Raw genomic sequence first — 14,457 nt, forward strand, 5'->3', positions numbered from 1 at the left:
GCTCCCTGTGCTTTCCCGCATTGAGCCGCTCCGGGCCAGCGCTTAGGCTTCGAGGGTGACATCCCCGAACACTCCCACCCCCTTCACCCCCCGGATCCGCCTCTATCAGGACTGGCTGCGCGACACCCGCGGCCTGTCCTTCGATTCCTTCGATGCGCTGTGGCGCTGGTCGACCACCGACCTGCCGGCCTTCTGGCAGAGCATGTGGGACTACGCCGGCATCCAGTCGCCCACGCCCCACAGTGCCGTGCTGGCGGACGAGCGCATGCCCGGCACGCGCTGGTTTCCGGGCGCCCGGGTCAACTACGCGCGCGAGGTGCTGAGGCACGTCGATGCCGCGGCGGCCGCCGGCATGCCCGCGATCGTGAGCGACGACGAACTCGGCCGGCAGCGCGAGCTGTCCTGGCCCGAGCTGCGGCGCCAGGTGAATGCCTTCGCGCTGAGCCTGCGCGCACTCGGCGTGGGGCGCGGCGACCGGGTCGCGGCCTACCTGCCGAACCTGCCCGAGGCGATCGTCGCCTTCCTGGGCTGCTCGGCGGTCGGTGCGATCTGGAGCGTCTGCGCGCCCGACATGGGCACGGCCGCGGTGGTCGACCGTTTCCGCCAGATCGAGCCGCGGTTGCTGATCGCGGTCGACGGCGTGCACTACGGCGGCAAGGCGCTCGACCGCAGCGCCGTCGTGCGGGAGCTGTGCGACGCGCTGCCGAGCGTCGAGCGGCTGGTGCTGATCGCCACGCCCTTTGCGGCCCGGCGCCTCGACGCCGATCTCGAATGGCGTGACGCCGTCGCGCGCGACGATGCCGAGGTCGCGGCCTTCGAGCCCGAGTGGCTGCCCTTCGACCATCCGATGTGGATCCTCTATTCCAGCGGCACCACGGGCCTGCCGAAGCCGATCGTGCACGGGCAGGGCGGCGTGCTGATCAACATGCAGGCGGGCGGCCTGCACCACGACCTGGGCCCGAGCTACGAGGCCAACAACTTCGGCGAGCGCTACCACTGGTACAGCTCCACGGGCTGGGTGATGTGGAACATGCAGCTCTCGGGGCTGATCTTCGGCTGCACCATCTGCCTCTACGACGGCCATCCGGCCGGCAGCCGCGAGCAGCCCGACTGGGGCGTGCTGTGGCGCTTCGTCGCCCGCCAGCGGGTCACGGTGTTCGGCGCCGGCGCGGCCTATTTCGTCAACTGCATGAAGGCCGGCCTCGAGCTCGGCGACTGCGGCGACCTGAGTCGCCTGCGCATCCTCGGCAGCACCGGCTCGCCGCTGCCCGCCGAGGTCCAGCGCTGGGGTTCGGCGCAGCTGCAGGCGGCCGGCGTGCCGTCGGTGTGGTGGTACAACACCTCGGGCGGCACCGACTTCTGCGGCGGCTTCGTCGGCGGCAACCGCGAGCTGCCCGAGGTGCCGGGCCAGATGCAATGCCGCTACCTCGGTGCCGCGGTCGAGGCCTGGAACGAGGCCGGGCAACCCGTCATCGACGAGGTCGGCGAACTGGTCTGCACGCGGCCGATTCCCTCGATGCCGCTGTACTTCTGGAACGACCCGGGCCACGCACGGCTGATCTCGAGCTACTTCGACACCTACCCTGGCGTCTGGCGGCACGGCGACTGGATCCGCATCGGCGCCGACGGCGGCTGCGTCATCTACGGCCGCAGCGACGCCACCATCAACCGCCAGGGCCTGCGCATGGGCACCAGCGAGATCTACAACGCGGTCGAGGCATTGCCCGAGGTGCTCGACTCCATGGTGGTCGACCTCGAGTACCTGGGCCGCGACAGCTACATGCCGCTGTTCGTGGTGCTGCGCGAAGGGCAGCCGCTCGACGACGCACTGCGCGGGCGCATCCACCAGGCGATCCGCAGCTCGCTGTCGCCGCGCTTCCTGCCCGACGACATCTTCGTGGTGGCCGAAGTGCCGCGCACGCTGTCGGGCAAGAAGCAGGAACTGCCGATCAAGAAGCTGCTGCTCGGGCAGCCGATCGAGAAGGTGGTCAATCGCGAGGCGATGGCCAACCCGGGCAGCCTCGACTGGTACGTGGCCTTCGCCGAGCGCCACGCACGCACGCATCCGGTGGCTTCATGACGAACAGGCGCTTCATCCTGATCGGCATTGCCGCCGGCCTCGGCGCCGTGCTGCTGGCCGCCTGCGCCGCGACCGCACCCGCATCGCCGCCGGCGGTCGAGCCGCTGCGCGTGACAGGCAGCGTGGCCTACCGCGAGCGCATGGCGCTCGACCCCTCGGCCGAGATCGTGGTGCAGCTGCTCGACGTCTCCCGTGCCGATGCGCCTTCGGTGGTGCTGGCCGAGCAGCGCTTCAAGGCCGGCGGCAGGCAGGTGCCGTTCACCTTCGAGCTCGCCGTGGACCCCGCACGCATCGATCCGCGCATGCGCTACACGGTCTCGGCGCGCATCCTGCAGGACGGACAGCTGCTGTTCATCACCGACACCTCGCACCCGGTGCTCAGCATGCGCCAGGGCAACACGGCCAGCCTGATGCTCGTGAAGGTCGCGCGCTAGGCGGCTGCGCTCAGAGCCACTTGCCGGTGGTGGCAGGCATCTGGATCACGTCGGCGCCGCCGGTGTCGACCAGCGCGCCGATGAAGGTGCCCAGCAGCGAGATGAAGATGCTCGCAAACAGTGCGGTCCAGAAGCCCGAGACCTTGAAGCCGCGCACCAGCGCCGACACCAGCAGGATCATCAGCGCATTGATGACCAGCAGAAACAGCCCGAAGGTCAGCAGGGTAAGCGGCAGCGTGAGCAGGATCAGAAGCGGCCGCACCACCGCATTGGCCAGTCCCAGCAGCAGGGCCGAGACGACCAGCGCGCCGGTGGTCTCGAACTTCAGGCCGCGAAAGAGGTAGCTCGCGACCCAGAGCGAAAGGGCGGTGATCGCCCACTGGACGAGGAAGGGAACCAGGGAATTCATGGCGAGGGCGGTGGACCGTTCTTGAAGCGGCCGATCATAAGCGCGCGAAAGCCGCTGCCGCTTCTGCCTCGGAGGACGGGGTGGCCCGGGCAAACATGTACGTGAACGTTCAGGTTCAAGTACAATCGATTCATGGCCACCGACCCTGAAGCCCTCACCGTCCGCGCCGCCGCCGCGCGGCTGGGCGTCACGCCGCGCACCCTCAAGTACTACGAGGAGCTCGGCATCGTGGTGCCCGTGCGCAGCCAGAGCCGCTACCGCCTCTACGAAGCCTCCGACCTCGAGAAATTCGAGCGCGTGCTGCGCCTGCGTTCGCTCGGCTTCTCGCTGACCGCCATCACGGCGATGCTGCAGCAGCCCTTCGAGGCCCCCGCAGACGGCGGCCGGCCACGGCTGTCCGACGCTTCGCTCAAGGTGCTGCGGCGGGATCTCGCCACCCAGCTCGACGGGCTCGACGCGCGCATCGCCCAGGTGCGGCGCGAACTCAAGGAGGCGGCCGCGCTGCAGGCGCAGCTGCGGCGCGACATCGACTACGTCGACCGCCGGCTGGCCGGTGAATCGGTCGAGTCCGTGATCGAGGAGCGCCGCCGCGCCCAGGCAGCCGACCGCGCGCGCAAGGGCGCCAGATGACACGCAGCGTCCAGGCCGCGGCCCCGCAGGCGGAGCGTGGCGGATTCGATGCCGCGCTGCTGCTGCCCTGGGTGATCGCGCTCGTCACCTGCATCGACTATGTCGACAACGCGCTCTTCGCGTTCTTCGCGAGCTACATCGCGGGCGGCGTCAACGCCTCCGCCGACGAACTGGTCTGGGCCGCGAGTGCCTACGCCCTTGGCGCCGTGCTCGGCATTCTTCAGCAGCATGCGTGGGTCGAGCGCCTGGGCTATCGGCGCTATCTCGCGATCTGCATGTTCGCCTTCGCGCTCGGCGGCGTCGGCGCGGCGCTCGCCGGCGATTCGCTGCAACTGATGGCGGCGCGCGCCTTCCAGGGCTACTTCGTGGGCCCGATGCTCGGCGCCTGCCGGATCCTCATCCAGATCGGCATTCCGGCCGCGCGACGGCCCCGGGCGCTGCGTGCCTTCATGGTGATGATCGTCTTCGGCGGCGGGCTGGCGCCGATCGTCGGCGCCTTCCTCGTGACGCACTTCGAGTGGCGGGCCCTGTTTCTCTGCACCGTGCCGGTGGCCGTGCTGACCGGCCTGGCAGTGCTTCGGACGGTGCCCGACATCGGCGACGTCGCGCTGCACGAGCGCACCGAGCCGCACTACCTGGCCTACATGGTCTTCGCGCTGGCGCAGGCGGCGCTGCAGGTGGTGCTCACGCGCACCCACTTCGAACTCTTCTCGGGCTCGCCGACCCTGATCGGGCTGGCGCTCGCCGCCACCGCGGGGCTGCTCTGGTTCGGCATCCAGCAGGCGCGGCATCCGGCGCCGCTGGTGCGACTCGACGCACTGCGGCAGTCCACCTTCCAGGTCGGCCTGGCCCTGTACGTCGTCTACTACTACCTCTCGACCTGCTTCAGCTACCTGCTGCCCCGCCTGATGGAGGGCGGTCTCGGTTTCTCGGTCGGCGACACGGGCTACTTCACCGGGCTGGCCTCGCTGGCCTCGGGTCTGCTGATGTTCGCGTACCTGCGCTACGCGGGCCGCGTGACGCACAAGCGATGGCTGATCGTCCCGGGCTTCGGCATCGCGGCCGCCGCGGCCTTGTGGTTCGCCCACATGACGCCGCAGGCCGGCCGGGCGCAGCTTGCGGGGCCGCTGCTGCTGCGCGGCGTGATGATGCTGTTCGTGGTGCTCCCGGTTGCCAACCTGACCTTCCGCTCGCTGCAGGCCGAGCAATTCGCCCACGGCTACCGGCTCAAGAACCTGGTGCGGCAGCTCGCGATCTCCTTCGCCACCGCGAGCGCGATCGCGCTGCAGCAGCATCGCACGGCGCTGCACGAGACACGGCTGGCCGAGTCGGCCAGCGCCGGCAACGCCGCCTTCATGCAGTCGCTCGACATGCTGACGCGCGGCTTCCAGGGCGCGGGCCATGCGTTCGGCGAGGCGCATGCGATGGCGCTGGCATCGCTCGCGCGCGTGCTCGAGCAGCAGGCCACCTTCATGGCTTCGCTCGACGGCTTCCAGCTGCTGGGCGTGGTGGCGCTGGTGGCGGGCGCCTTCGCTGCCTGGCAGCGCGTGATCGACTAGCGCGGATCAGGCGTCCCGCAGATCGGCGAAGCCGGTCGTGCCGCTGTGGTTGCGCGACTGCCATTCGGCCAGCCACAGCTCCACCCGCGTCGCCACGCGTTCCAGCGCGACGCGGCGGTCGCTGTCGAGGTTCGACAGCATCATGCGGCAGCGCAGCGTGCCGTTCTCGTGCAGTTCGGCCACGCCGCCGTGGCAGCGGTCTTCGCCGCGCTTCAACGTCAGGCTGAAGCTCCAGCCCTCCGGCAGGTCCAGCGCGAGTTCGAGGCTGCAGTCTTCGGGTTCGTCCATCTTGTTTCCGGGTCCGCGGATGCGGGGGCTGGAAAGCATACCCGCAGCAAGGCCCGTGGCAACCAATACCCGATACGGCTATGGATGATGGTGCGGGTGGCGTGCCCCGTCGTAGAGCGACCGCGCCAGCGCGCGATGGCGCTCCAGCAGCGGTGCCAGCTCCAGGTCGGTGAAGCGTCCGTCGCGAATGCGCACGCGGCCGTTGATCAGGTTCAGCGAGGCATTGCCGGGCTGGCAGAACACCAGCGCGGCCACCGGGTCATGGCCGGCGCCCGCATGGCCGACGCCGCGCAGGTCGAAGGCCACGATGTCTGCCGACATGCCGGGCGCCAGCGCGCCGATGTCGTCGCGCCCGAGCACGCGCGCGCCGCCCAGGGTGGCAATCTCCAGCGCCTCGCGCGCCGTCATCGCGGCCGGTCCGAAGCCCACGCGCTGCAGCAGCATGGCCTGGCGCGCCTCGCCGAGCATGTGGGCGCCGTCGTTGGAGGCGCTGCCATCGACGCCGAGGCCCACCGCCACGCCCGCGCGCCGCATGGCACCGATCGGCGCGATGCCGGACGCCAGCCGCATGTTCGAGCAGGGGCAGTGCGCCACGCCGGTTCCGGTGCGGCCGAACAGCGCGATGCCGGCCTCGTCGAGCTTCACGCAGTGGGCATGCCAGACGTCGCGGCCGACCCAGCCCAGGTCCTCCGCGTATTCGGCCGGCGTCATGCCGAACTTCTCGCGCGAGTAGGCGATGTCGTTGTCGTTCTCTGCCAGGTGGGTGTGTAGCGAGACGCCGCGCTCGCGCGCCAGCTCGGCCGACAGGCGCATCAGGTCGCGCGAGACCGAGAACGGCGAGCAGGGCGCCAGCACGATGCGGCGCATCGCATGCCGCGACGGGTCGTGCCAGCGATCGATCAGGCGCTCGCTGTCGCGCAGAATCGCCGCCTCGGTTTCCACCACCTCGTCGGGCGGCAGGCCGCCGAGGCTCCGGCCCACGCTCATGCTGCCGCGGGCGGCATGGAAGCGCATGCCCATCGCGTCGGCTGCCTCGATCGAATCGTCGAGCCGGGCGCCATTGGGGAACAGGTAGAGGTGATCGCTGGTCGTGGTGCAGCCCGAGAGCATCAGCTCGGCCATCGCGGTCCGGGTCGAGACGCCGATCATCTCGGGCGTGAGGCGGGCCCACAGCAGGTACAGGCTGGTGAGCCAACTGAAGAGCTCGGCATCCTGCGCCTCGGGCACGGCGCGGGTCAGGCTCTGGTACATGTGGTGGTGGGTGTTGACCAGGCCGGGCATCACGACATGGCCCTGCATGTCGATCGCCTCGGCACGGCCCTGGGCCAGCGCGTCGGCGTAGATCGCGGGCAGCTCGGCAGTCGGCCCGACCCAGGCCACCGCGGGGCCCTCGGTCACCACCGCGCCGTCGCGGATCTCGCGCCGCGCGGCGTCCATGGTGACCAGCACGTCGGCGTGGCGCAGGACCAGCGGGCGGGAAGGCGGGGCGGAGGTGTTCTTGGTCATGATGTCATTCGGTCTTCTGTGTGAAGTGCCGGTTGCCGGCGCTCGAACGAATTGTGGATGCGCCCGAACAGCGGCGCCAGGGCTTCTTCTCACTCGCCGGCGCGGTCTTGCGTTGCCCGCTAAAGTCACCGGGCTTCGCCATCCACAACAACAAGACAATGACTTCTCCCGTCCGGGCGCCCGGAGCGCCGCTCGGTGCCGGCGCCCCTGCCGTCAACTCCACCTCATCCCGCCGGCTGCTGCTGGGCCTCAGCCTGATCCTGATCGCCTTCAACCTGCGGCCGCTGTTCGGCAGCCTTTCGGTGCTGCTGCCCGAGGTGATGCGCGACACCGGCCTCTCGGCCTCGGGCGCGAGCGTCCTCACCACCCTGCCGCTGTTGTGCCTGGGCCTGTTCGCGGCGCCCGCGCCGGCACTGGCGCGCCGCTTCGGGCCCGAGCGCACGCTGTTCGGCGCGCTGCTGCTGATCTGCGTCGGCACGCTGCTGCGCGGCAGCGGCAGCCTGCCGGTGCTGTTCTTCGCCTCGGCGCTCGCGGGCGCCGGCATCGCGATCGGCAACGTGCTGCTGCCGGGCCTGGTCAAGCGCGACTTCGCGAGCCGCGCCGCGATGATGACCGGCCTCTACACGCTCGCGATCTGCGCCGGCGCCGCCAGTTCGGCCGCCTTCACGGTGCCGCTCGAGCAGCACCTGTTCGGCGGCGCCTGGACCGCGGCGCTGGCGGTCTGGGCGCTGCCGGTCGGGGTGGTGCTGCTCCTGTGGGCGCCGCAGGCACTGGCGGCGCGGCCGCGCGCAGCCATCGCGAGCCTGCACGTGGGCAGCCTGCGGCGCGACGCCCTGGCCTGGCAGGTGACCTGCTTCATGGGCCTGCAGTCCTCGCTCGCCTACATCGTGATGAGCTGGCTGCCGCCGATGCTGCGCGAACGCGGCCTCGACAGCGCCACCGCGGGCTACGTGCTCGCGCTGTCGATCCTCACGCAACTCGGGACCTGCCTCGTGATGCCTTCGGTCGCGGCGCGCTGCCGCGACCAGCGCGGCCTCGCGGTCGGCGTCGCGGCGGTCACGCTGATCGCGATGCTCGCCTTCCTGTTCGCGCCGCTCGAGGGGCGCTGGTTCTGGGCCGTGCTGCTCGGCGCCGGCCAGGGCGGCTCGTTCGCGCTGGCACTGAGCCTGATCGTGATGCGCTCGCCCGACGCCACCGTGACCGCGCAGCTGTCGGCCATGGCACAGGGCTGGGGCTACGTGCTCGCGGCCACCGGTCCGCTGGTCGCCGGCCTGCTGCGCGCCTGGACCGGCGGCTTCGCCGCGTCGGCCGGGCTGATGGTGGTGCTGGCCGCAGGCATGGCCTGGAGCGGCTGGGGCGCGGGCCGCCGTCTGCTGGTGCGGCCCGGCGGCGCGCGCTGACCGGGCCGGCGCCTGCGGCGCGTCAGAGTCCGAGTTCGCTCAGGCCCGCATGGTCGTCGGGCCGGCGCCCGAGCGGCCAGCTGAACTTGCGCTCGGCCTCGGTGATCGGCAGGTCGTTGATGCTGGCATGGCGGGTGTGCATGAGGCCGTCGGCGCCGAACTCCCAGTTCTCGTTGCCGTAGCTGCGAAACCAGTGGCCCGAGTCGTCATGCCACTCGTAGGCAAAGCGCACGGCGATACGCGCGCCCTCGAAGGCCCAGAGTTCCTTGATCAGCCGGTAGTCGAGTTCGCGCGCCCACTTGCGCGCAAGGAAGGCCTCGGCCTCGGCGCGGCCCCGCACGAATTCGGCGCGGTTGCGCCAGCGCGTGTCCTCGGTATAGGCCAGCGCGACGCGGGCCGGGTCGCGCGAATTCCAGCCGTCCTCGGCCAGGCGGACTTTCTGGATGGCGCTATCGCGTGTGAAGGGCGGCAGCGGCGGGCGCGTGGGGGTGGCGGTCATGGCGCCAGATTAGCCGAGTTCGAAGGCTTCGCGGAAGGCGTCGCAGAACGCGGGCGTTCCGCTGACCGACAGGCTCAGCGTGTGGCGCACGGCCCCGGGCGCGCCGGGCTCGACGTGCAGGCGCAGCGTCTCGGCGTCGAAGCCGAAGACCTGGGGCAGCGTGCTTTCCTGCATGCCCTGCAGGTCGAAGTCCCACGTGCCGCCGTCGCCTACCGGGCCCGCGGGCGCGCCGAAATGCTCGTGGGCCCAGGCCAGCACCTGCACCACCTCGGCCTGCACGGCCGGGGCCTGCGCGGCCCCGGTGCTCGCCATCGCATCGAAGACGCCGACGCCCTCGGTGTCTTCGCTGTAGTCGAAATCCAGGTAGTCGAGCGTCATGGCTGGGCGCGGTGGAGCAGTGGAGCAGTGGAGCAGGTGCGGTCAGCCGGCCATCATGCCGCACCATCCTGCGGCGAAGAGTCGGCAGCCTGCGCGAGCAGCCATTCGCGGAACAGCGCGAGCGCCGGGCGCTCCTGCGTGGCCGCGGGCGTGACGAGGTAGTAGCTGCGCTCGCCGCGCAAGGGCCGTTCGCAGGCCACGACCAGCTCGCCGCTCGCGAGCTCGGCCTCGATCAGAAGTTTGGGCATCAGCGCCACGCCGAGGCCGTGCGCGGCGGCCGTGGCCAGCATCGAGAACAGCTCGTAGCGCGGGCCGCTGTGGGCCTGCGGCGCCTCCACGCGCTGGGCGTCGAACCATTGGCGCCAGCCGTCGGGGCGCGTGCTCTGCTGCAGCAGCGGCAGCCGCGCCACCGCGGCCGGCGAGAGCTGCCGACGCGGCGCGATCAGGGCCGGGCTGCACACCGGCAGCACGTCCTCGCTGAACAGCGCGGTCGCGCGGGTGCCGGCCCAGTTGACGGTCTGGGCCGGCGTGCCGGTGTAGAGCGCGGCATCGAACGGCGTCTCGTTGAACAGGAAGGGCCGCGTCCGGGTCTCGATATGCACCGTGATGTCCGGATGCAGGGCCGCGAAGCCGGGCAGTCGCGGGATCAGCCAGCGGGTCGCGAAGGTGGGCACAGCTGCCAGCTGCAGCGATCCGCCCAGGCCCTGCCGCGCCATGGCGTCGAGCGTGTCGCGCTCCATGGTGTCGAGCTGGCGCGCGATCTGGCGCGCATAGTCGGCGCCGGCCGGCGTCAGCGCCACGCCGTGGCGGGTGCGGCGGAACAGGGCCAGGCCCAGGAAGCCTTCGAGCGCCGTGATCTGGCGCGAGACCGCGCTCTGCGTCAGCGAGAGTTCCTGCGCGGCGCGCGTGTAGCTCTCGTGGCGGGCGGCCGCCTCGAAGCAGACCAGCGACTGGGTGGAAGGGATTTTTCTGCGCATGGTATGCGGCGGCTACATAGTTGGCGGGCGTTCGATGCAAGTGAATGGCGCCGTCGCATTGTGCTTTGAAGTGCGTGCTACGCATATCTGGGTGTGGAATCCTCGTTTGCGCGTCTGCCGGTGCGCGCTTAGGATCACGCCAACCCCCTGCTTCCACCTTTCATTTCCGGAGACTCGCACATGGCCCACGCTGCCTTCCACTGGGACGACCCCCTGTTGCTCGACCAGATGCTCACCGACGACGAACGCATGGTGCGCGACGCCGCCAACGCCTATTGCCAGGAGCGCCTGGCGCCGCGCGTCATCGAAGGCTTCCGCACCGGCGAGACCGATCCGGCCATCTTCCGCGAGATGGGCGCGCTGGGCCTGCTGGGCCCGACCATCCCCGAGCAGTACGGCGGCCCCGGCCTCAACTATGTCTGCTATGGCCTGATAGCCCGTGAAGTCGAGCGCGTCGATTCGGGCTACCGCTCGATGGCCAGCGTGCAGAGTTCGCTCGTGATGGTGCCGATCAACGAATTCGGCACCGAGGCGCAGAAGCAGAAATACCTGCCCAAGCTGGCCACCGGCGAATGGATCGGCTGCTTCGGCCTCACGGAGCCCGACCACGGCTCCGACCCCGGCAGCATGGTCACGCGCGCCAAGAAGGTCCCGGGCGGCTACGCGCTCACCGGCGCCAAGATGTGGATCAGCAACAGCCCGATCGCCGACGTCTTCGTCGTCTGGGCCAAGGAAGTCAGCGAAAGCGGCACGGTCGGCCCGATCCGCGGCTTCGTGCTCGAGAAGGGCGCGAAGGGCCTGAGCGCCCCGGCGATCCACGGCAAGGTCGGCCTGCGCGCCTCGATCACCGGCGAGATCGTCATGGACAACGTGTTCTGCCCCGAGGAGAACGCCTTCCCCGAAGTGCAGGGCCTGAAGGGTCCGTTCACCTGCCTCAACAGCGCCCGCTACGGCATCTCGTGGGGCGCGTTGGGCGCCGCCGAAGACTGCTGGCACCGCGCCCGCCAGTACACGCTCGACCGCAAGCAGTTCGGCCGCCCGCTCGCGGCCAACCAGCTGATCCAGAAGAAGCTGGCCGACATGCAGACCGAGATCACGCTGGGCCTGCAGGGCTGCCTGCGGCTGGGCCGGATGAAGGACGAGGGCACGGCTTCGGTCGAGGTCACCTCGCTGCTCAAGCGCAACTCCTGCGGCAAGGCGCTCGACATCGCACGCCTGGCGCGCGACATGATGGGCGGCAACGGCATCAGCGACGAATTCGGCGTGGCGCGTCACCTGGTCAACCTCGAGGTCGTGAACACCTACGAAGGCACGCACGACATCCATGCACTGATCCTGGGCCGCGCGCAGACGGGCATCGCGGCCTTCGCGAACTGACATGGAGGCGCCGACCCGGGAAGGCGCCCTCGCGGGCCTCAAGGTGCTCGACCTGTCGCGCGTGCTCGCGGGGCCCTGGTGCACCCAGATCCTCGCGGACCTCGGCGCCGACGTGATCAAGATCGAGCGCCCGGGCGTCGGCGACGACACCCGCACCTGGGGGCCCCCCTTCCTCAAGGACGCCAACGGCAACGACACCGACCAGGCCACCTACTTCACGGCCTGCAACCGCAACAAGCGCTCGGTCACGATCGACATGGCGACGGCCGAGGGCCAGGCGCTGCTGCAGCGCATGGCAGCCGACAGCGACATCCTGGTCGAGAACTTCAAGACCGGCGGCCTGAAGCAGTACGGCCTCGATCACGAGAGCCTGCGCGCCGTCAATCCGCGCCTCATCTACTGCAGCGTCACCGGCTTCGGCCACGACGGCCCGCACGCCGGCCGCGCCGGCTACGACCTCATGATCCAGGCCACCAGCGGCATGATGAGCATCACGGGCCGGCCCGACGAGGTGCCCGGTGGCGGCCCGCTGCGCGTCGGCGTCGCGCTGACCGACCTGTTCACGGGCGTCTACGCGAGCACCGCGATCCTGGCGGCGATCGAGGTGCGGCACCGCACGGGGCAGGGCCAGCACATCGACATGGCGCTGCTCGACGTCGGCATGGCGATCCTCGCCAACCAGGCCAGCGCCTTCCTCAACACCGGCGTGGCGCCCAAGCGCCAGGGCAACAGCCACCCGAGCCTGGCGCCCTACCAGGACTTCCGCACCGCCGACGGCGCGATGCTGCTCGCGATCGGCAACAACGGCCAGTTCGCGCGCTTCTGCGAGGCTGCGGGCCATGCCGACTGGGCCGCCGATCCGCGCTTTGCGACCAACACGCTGCGCGTCAGGCACCGCGAGGTGCTGATCCCGCAGATGGAAGCGGTCACGCGCACGCGCAGCACGGCCGAATGGATCGCGCTGCTCGAGGACAAGGCCGTGCCCTGCGGCCCGATCAACGACATCGCGCAGGCCTTCGACGACGAGCAGGTCAGGGCGCGCGGCCTGGCGGTCACGCTGCCGCGCAGCGCCGGCGACGGCATCGAGCGCATCGTGGGTGTGGCGAGTCCGCTGCGCCTGTCCGACACGCCGGCGGTGCTGCGCCATGCGCCGCCCGCGCTCGGGCAGCACACCGACGAAGTGCTGGCCGAGTTCGGCATCGACGCGGCGGGACGCGCCGCACTGCGGGCGGCGGGCGCCGTGTGAACGGACCGGGCGCCGCACCGGCCGCCAGGCGCTCGACGCGCGCGGCGACCGCACCTGCGCCCGACCGCCTGACGCCGGCCGACCGCTACCGGGAGCTCTTCGTCGAGGTGCAGTCGCGGCGCGTATTCGCCGACAGCAAGACCTTCGTCGACTGCGCGCCGCGCGCCGCGCCCGAAGCCATCCTGGCTGCCTACCGCGCGACCTGCGGCCAACCGGGCTTCGACCTCTCTGCCTTCGTGCATGCCAATTTCGAGTTGCTGCAGCCCGCGCCCAGCGATTACGTCTCGGTGCCGGGCCAGCCGATCGCGGCCCACATCGAGGACCTGTGGCCGGTGCTCACGCGCCAGCCGCAGGAACATCCGCCGCAATCCTCGCTGCTGCAGCTGCCGCATGCCTACGTGGTGCCCGGAGGGCGCTTTCGCGAGCTCTACTACTGGGATTCGTACTTCACGATGCTCGGCCTCGCGGGCCCTGCGCACGCGCCGCTGATGCGCGGGATGGTCGAGAACTTCGCCTACCTGATCGACACCTACGGGCTGGTGCCCAACGGCACGCGCAGCTACTACCTGAGCCGTTCGCAGCCGCCGGTGTTCGCGCTGATGGTGGAGCTGGCCGAGCAGCGCGGCGCGATCGACGCACTCGACTTCCTGCCGCAGTTGGAGAAGGAGCACGCGCACTGGATGCAGGGCAGCGACGGCCTCGCCGAGGGCCAGGCCTGCCGCCGCGTGGTGCGGCTCGCGGGTGGTGCGCTGCTCAACCGCTACTGGGATGCGCGCGACACGCCGCGCGAGGAGTCCTGGCTCGAGGACGTCGCCACGGCCGCGTCCTGCGACCGCGCTCCCGAGTCGCTCTACCGTGACATCCGCGCTGCCTGCGAATCGGGCTGGGATTTCAGCACCCGCTGGCTGCGCGATCCACCCGCCGGACGCCATGTGCGTGGCGCCCCGCATGCGCGCGCCGCCACGGCGGCCTCGCTCGCAAGCATCTGCACCACCGACATCCTGCCGGTCGACCTCAATGCCTTCCTGCACCGGCTCGAGCGCTGCATCGGGACGCTGGCCGCGCGCGCCGGCCAGGCTGCCCTGGCGCGCGAGTTCGAGTCGCGCGCCGAGGCCCGCCGCGCCGCCATCGACGCCTTCTTCTGGAATGCCGGCCAGGGCGCCTACTTCGACCACGACTGGCGCCGCGGCGAGATGCGCGACTGCCTCACGGCGGCCTGCGTGGTGCCGCTGTTCGCAGGCATTGCATCACCCGCGCAGGCGCATGCGCTGTCCGCAACGCTCTCGCATCGCCTGCTCGCGCATGGCGGTCTCTCGACCACCGAATGCGGAAGCGACCAGCAATGGGACCAGCCCAACGGCTGGGCCGCGCTGCAGTGGATGGCGGTGCGCGGCCTCGCCGATTACGGCCACGAGGCGCTCTCGCGCAGCATCGCCCGGCGCTGGCTCGCGACCGTCGCCGCGGTCTACGAACGCGAGGGCAAGCTGGTCGAGAAGTACGCGCTGCGCCGGGTCGAGCACGAGGACACGGCCGGCGGCGCCGGTGGCGAATATCCGCTGCAGGACGGCTTCGGCTGGACCAATGGCGTCACGGCCGCGCTGCTGGCCGAACATCCGCAGCACACGGCCCATGGCTGCGTGGCGCACGCCGCAGCACCGCAGCATCGCTGAGGGA

14 protein-coding genes are annotated in these 14,457 nt (G+C 70.8%); 8 read left to right on the forward strand and 6 right to left on the reverse strand.

The window, feature by feature from the left end:
• The first annotated feature begins 55 nt into the window (after positions 1-55).
• Together QTH87_RS17905 and QTH87_RS17910 are read left to right on the forward strand one after the other, a co-directional pair.
• Positions 56-2,080, forward strand: a complete 2,025-nt coding sequence (locus QTH87_RS17905) for an acetoacetate--CoA ligase (protein ID WP_286611088.1) — start codon at positions 56-58, stop codon at positions 2,078-2,080.
• Positions 2,077-2,514 carry a YbaY family lipoprotein gene (locus tag QTH87_RS17910; RefSeq protein WP_286611090.1) on the forward strand — a complete coding sequence of 146 codons (438 nt, stop codon included), beginning with the start codon at positions 2,077-2,079 and terminating at the stop codon, positions 2,512-2,514. Before QTH87_RS17905 ends, QTH87_RS17910 begins: the two co-directional genes overlap by 4 nt.
• A 10-nt stretch (positions 2,515-2,524) precedes the next feature.
• Here the strand turns inward: QTH87_RS17910 and QTH87_RS17915 are convergent, their stop codons facing one another.
• The gene (locus tag QTH87_RS17915; protein WP_286611091.1) at positions 2,525-2,923 is read right to left on the reverse strand and encodes a phage holin family protein; all 399 of its coding nucleotides are present in this window, start codon (positions 2,921-2,923) and stop codon (positions 2,525-2,527) included.
• A 132-nt stretch (positions 2,924-3,055) separates the two neighbouring features.
• Here QTH87_RS17915 and QTH87_RS17920 point away from each other — a divergent pair, with 132 nt between their 5' ends.
• Positions 3,056-3,553 (forward strand): MerR family transcriptional regulator, encoded by a 498-nt coding sequence (locus QTH87_RS17920; RefSeq protein WP_286611093.1) that lies wholly within the window; start codon positions 3,056-3,058, stop codon positions 3,551-3,553.
• Complete coding sequence (locus QTH87_RS17925; protein ID WP_286611095.1) at positions 3,550-5,112, forward strand: MFS transporter; 1,563 nt, start codon at positions 3,550-3,552, stop codon at positions 5,110-5,112. The genes QTH87_RS17920 and QTH87_RS17925 overlap by 4 nt, the downstream gene beginning before the upstream one ends.
• A 6-nt stretch (positions 5,113-5,118) precedes the next feature.
• Here the strand turns inward: QTH87_RS17925 and QTH87_RS17930 are convergent, their stop codons facing one another.
• Positions 5,119-5,400: a hypothetical protein gene (locus QTH87_RS17930; RefSeq protein ID WP_286611097.1), complete on the reverse strand. Its 282-nt coding sequence runs from the start codon at positions 5,398-5,400 to the stop codon at positions 5,119-5,121.
• Positions 5,401-5,478: 78 nt separating this feature from the next.
• Complete coding sequence (locus QTH87_RS17935; protein ID WP_286611099.1) at positions 5,479-6,906, reverse strand: 8-oxoguanine deaminase; 1,428 nt, start codon at positions 6,904-6,906, stop codon at positions 5,479-5,481.
• A 158-nt stretch (positions 6,907-7,064) separates the two neighbouring features.
• Between QTH87_RS17935 and QTH87_RS17940 the strand changes: the two genes are divergently transcribed.
• Entirely contained in the window at positions 7,065-8,306 is a 1,242-nt protein-coding gene (locus QTH87_RS17940; protein WP_286611100.1) for a CynX/NimT family MFS transporter, read from the forward strand.
• A gap of 22 nt (positions 8,307-8,328) precedes the next feature.
• Here the strand turns inward: QTH87_RS17940 and QTH87_RS17945 are convergent, their stop codons facing one another.
• From QTH87_RS17945 to QTH87_RS17955, 3 genes are read right to left on the reverse strand one after another with little or no spacing between them, the layout of a single operon-like run.
• On the reverse strand, positions 8,329-8,805 hold the full coding sequence (locus QTH87_RS17945) for a nuclear transport factor 2 family protein (RefSeq protein WP_286611101.1): 477 nt from the start codon (positions 8,803-8,805) through the stop codon (positions 8,329-8,331).
• A gap of 9 nt (positions 8,806-8,814) precedes the next feature.
• Positions 8,815-9,183 (reverse strand): hypothetical protein, encoded by a 369-nt coding sequence (locus QTH87_RS17950; RefSeq protein ID WP_286611102.1) that lies wholly within the window; start codon positions 9,181-9,183, stop codon positions 8,815-8,817.
• A gap of 53 nt (positions 9,184-9,236) precedes the next feature.
• Positions 9,237-10,160 (reverse strand): LysR substrate-binding domain-containing protein, encoded by a 924-nt coding sequence (locus QTH87_RS17955; RefSeq protein WP_286611103.1) that lies wholly within the window; start codon positions 10,158-10,160, stop codon positions 9,237-9,239.
• A 180-nt stretch (positions 10,161-10,340) separates the two neighbouring features.
• Between QTH87_RS17955 and QTH87_RS17960 the strand changes: the two genes are divergently transcribed.
• Genes QTH87_RS17960 through treF form a run of 3 tightly spaced genes read left to right on the forward strand, consistent with a single transcriptional unit; the run spans position 10,341 to position 14,453 of the window.
• The gene (locus tag QTH87_RS17960; RefSeq protein WP_286611104.1) at positions 10,341-11,537 is read left to right on the forward strand and encodes an acyl-CoA dehydrogenase; all 1,197 of its coding nucleotides are present in this window, start codon (positions 10,341-10,343) and stop codon (positions 11,535-11,537) included.
• Position 11,538: 1 nt separating this feature from the next.
• Entirely contained in the window at positions 11,539-12,783 is a 1,245-nt protein-coding gene (locus QTH87_RS17965) for a CaiB/BaiF CoA transferase family protein (RefSeq protein ID WP_286611105.1), read from the forward strand.
• Positions 12,780-14,453: an alpha,alpha-trehalase TreF gene (treF, locus tag QTH87_RS17970; protein WP_286611106.1), complete on the forward strand. Its 1,674-nt coding sequence runs from the start codon at positions 12,780-12,782 to the stop codon at positions 14,451-14,453. Before QTH87_RS17965 ends, treF begins: the two co-directional genes overlap by 4 nt.
• Positions 14,454-14,457 lie beyond the last annotated feature (4 nt).

It is taken from the genome of Variovorax jilinensis (assembly GCF_030316885.1).
GTDB lineage: Bacteria > Pseudomonadota > Gammaproteobacteria > Burkholderiales > Burkholderiaceae_C > Variovorax > Variovorax jilinensis.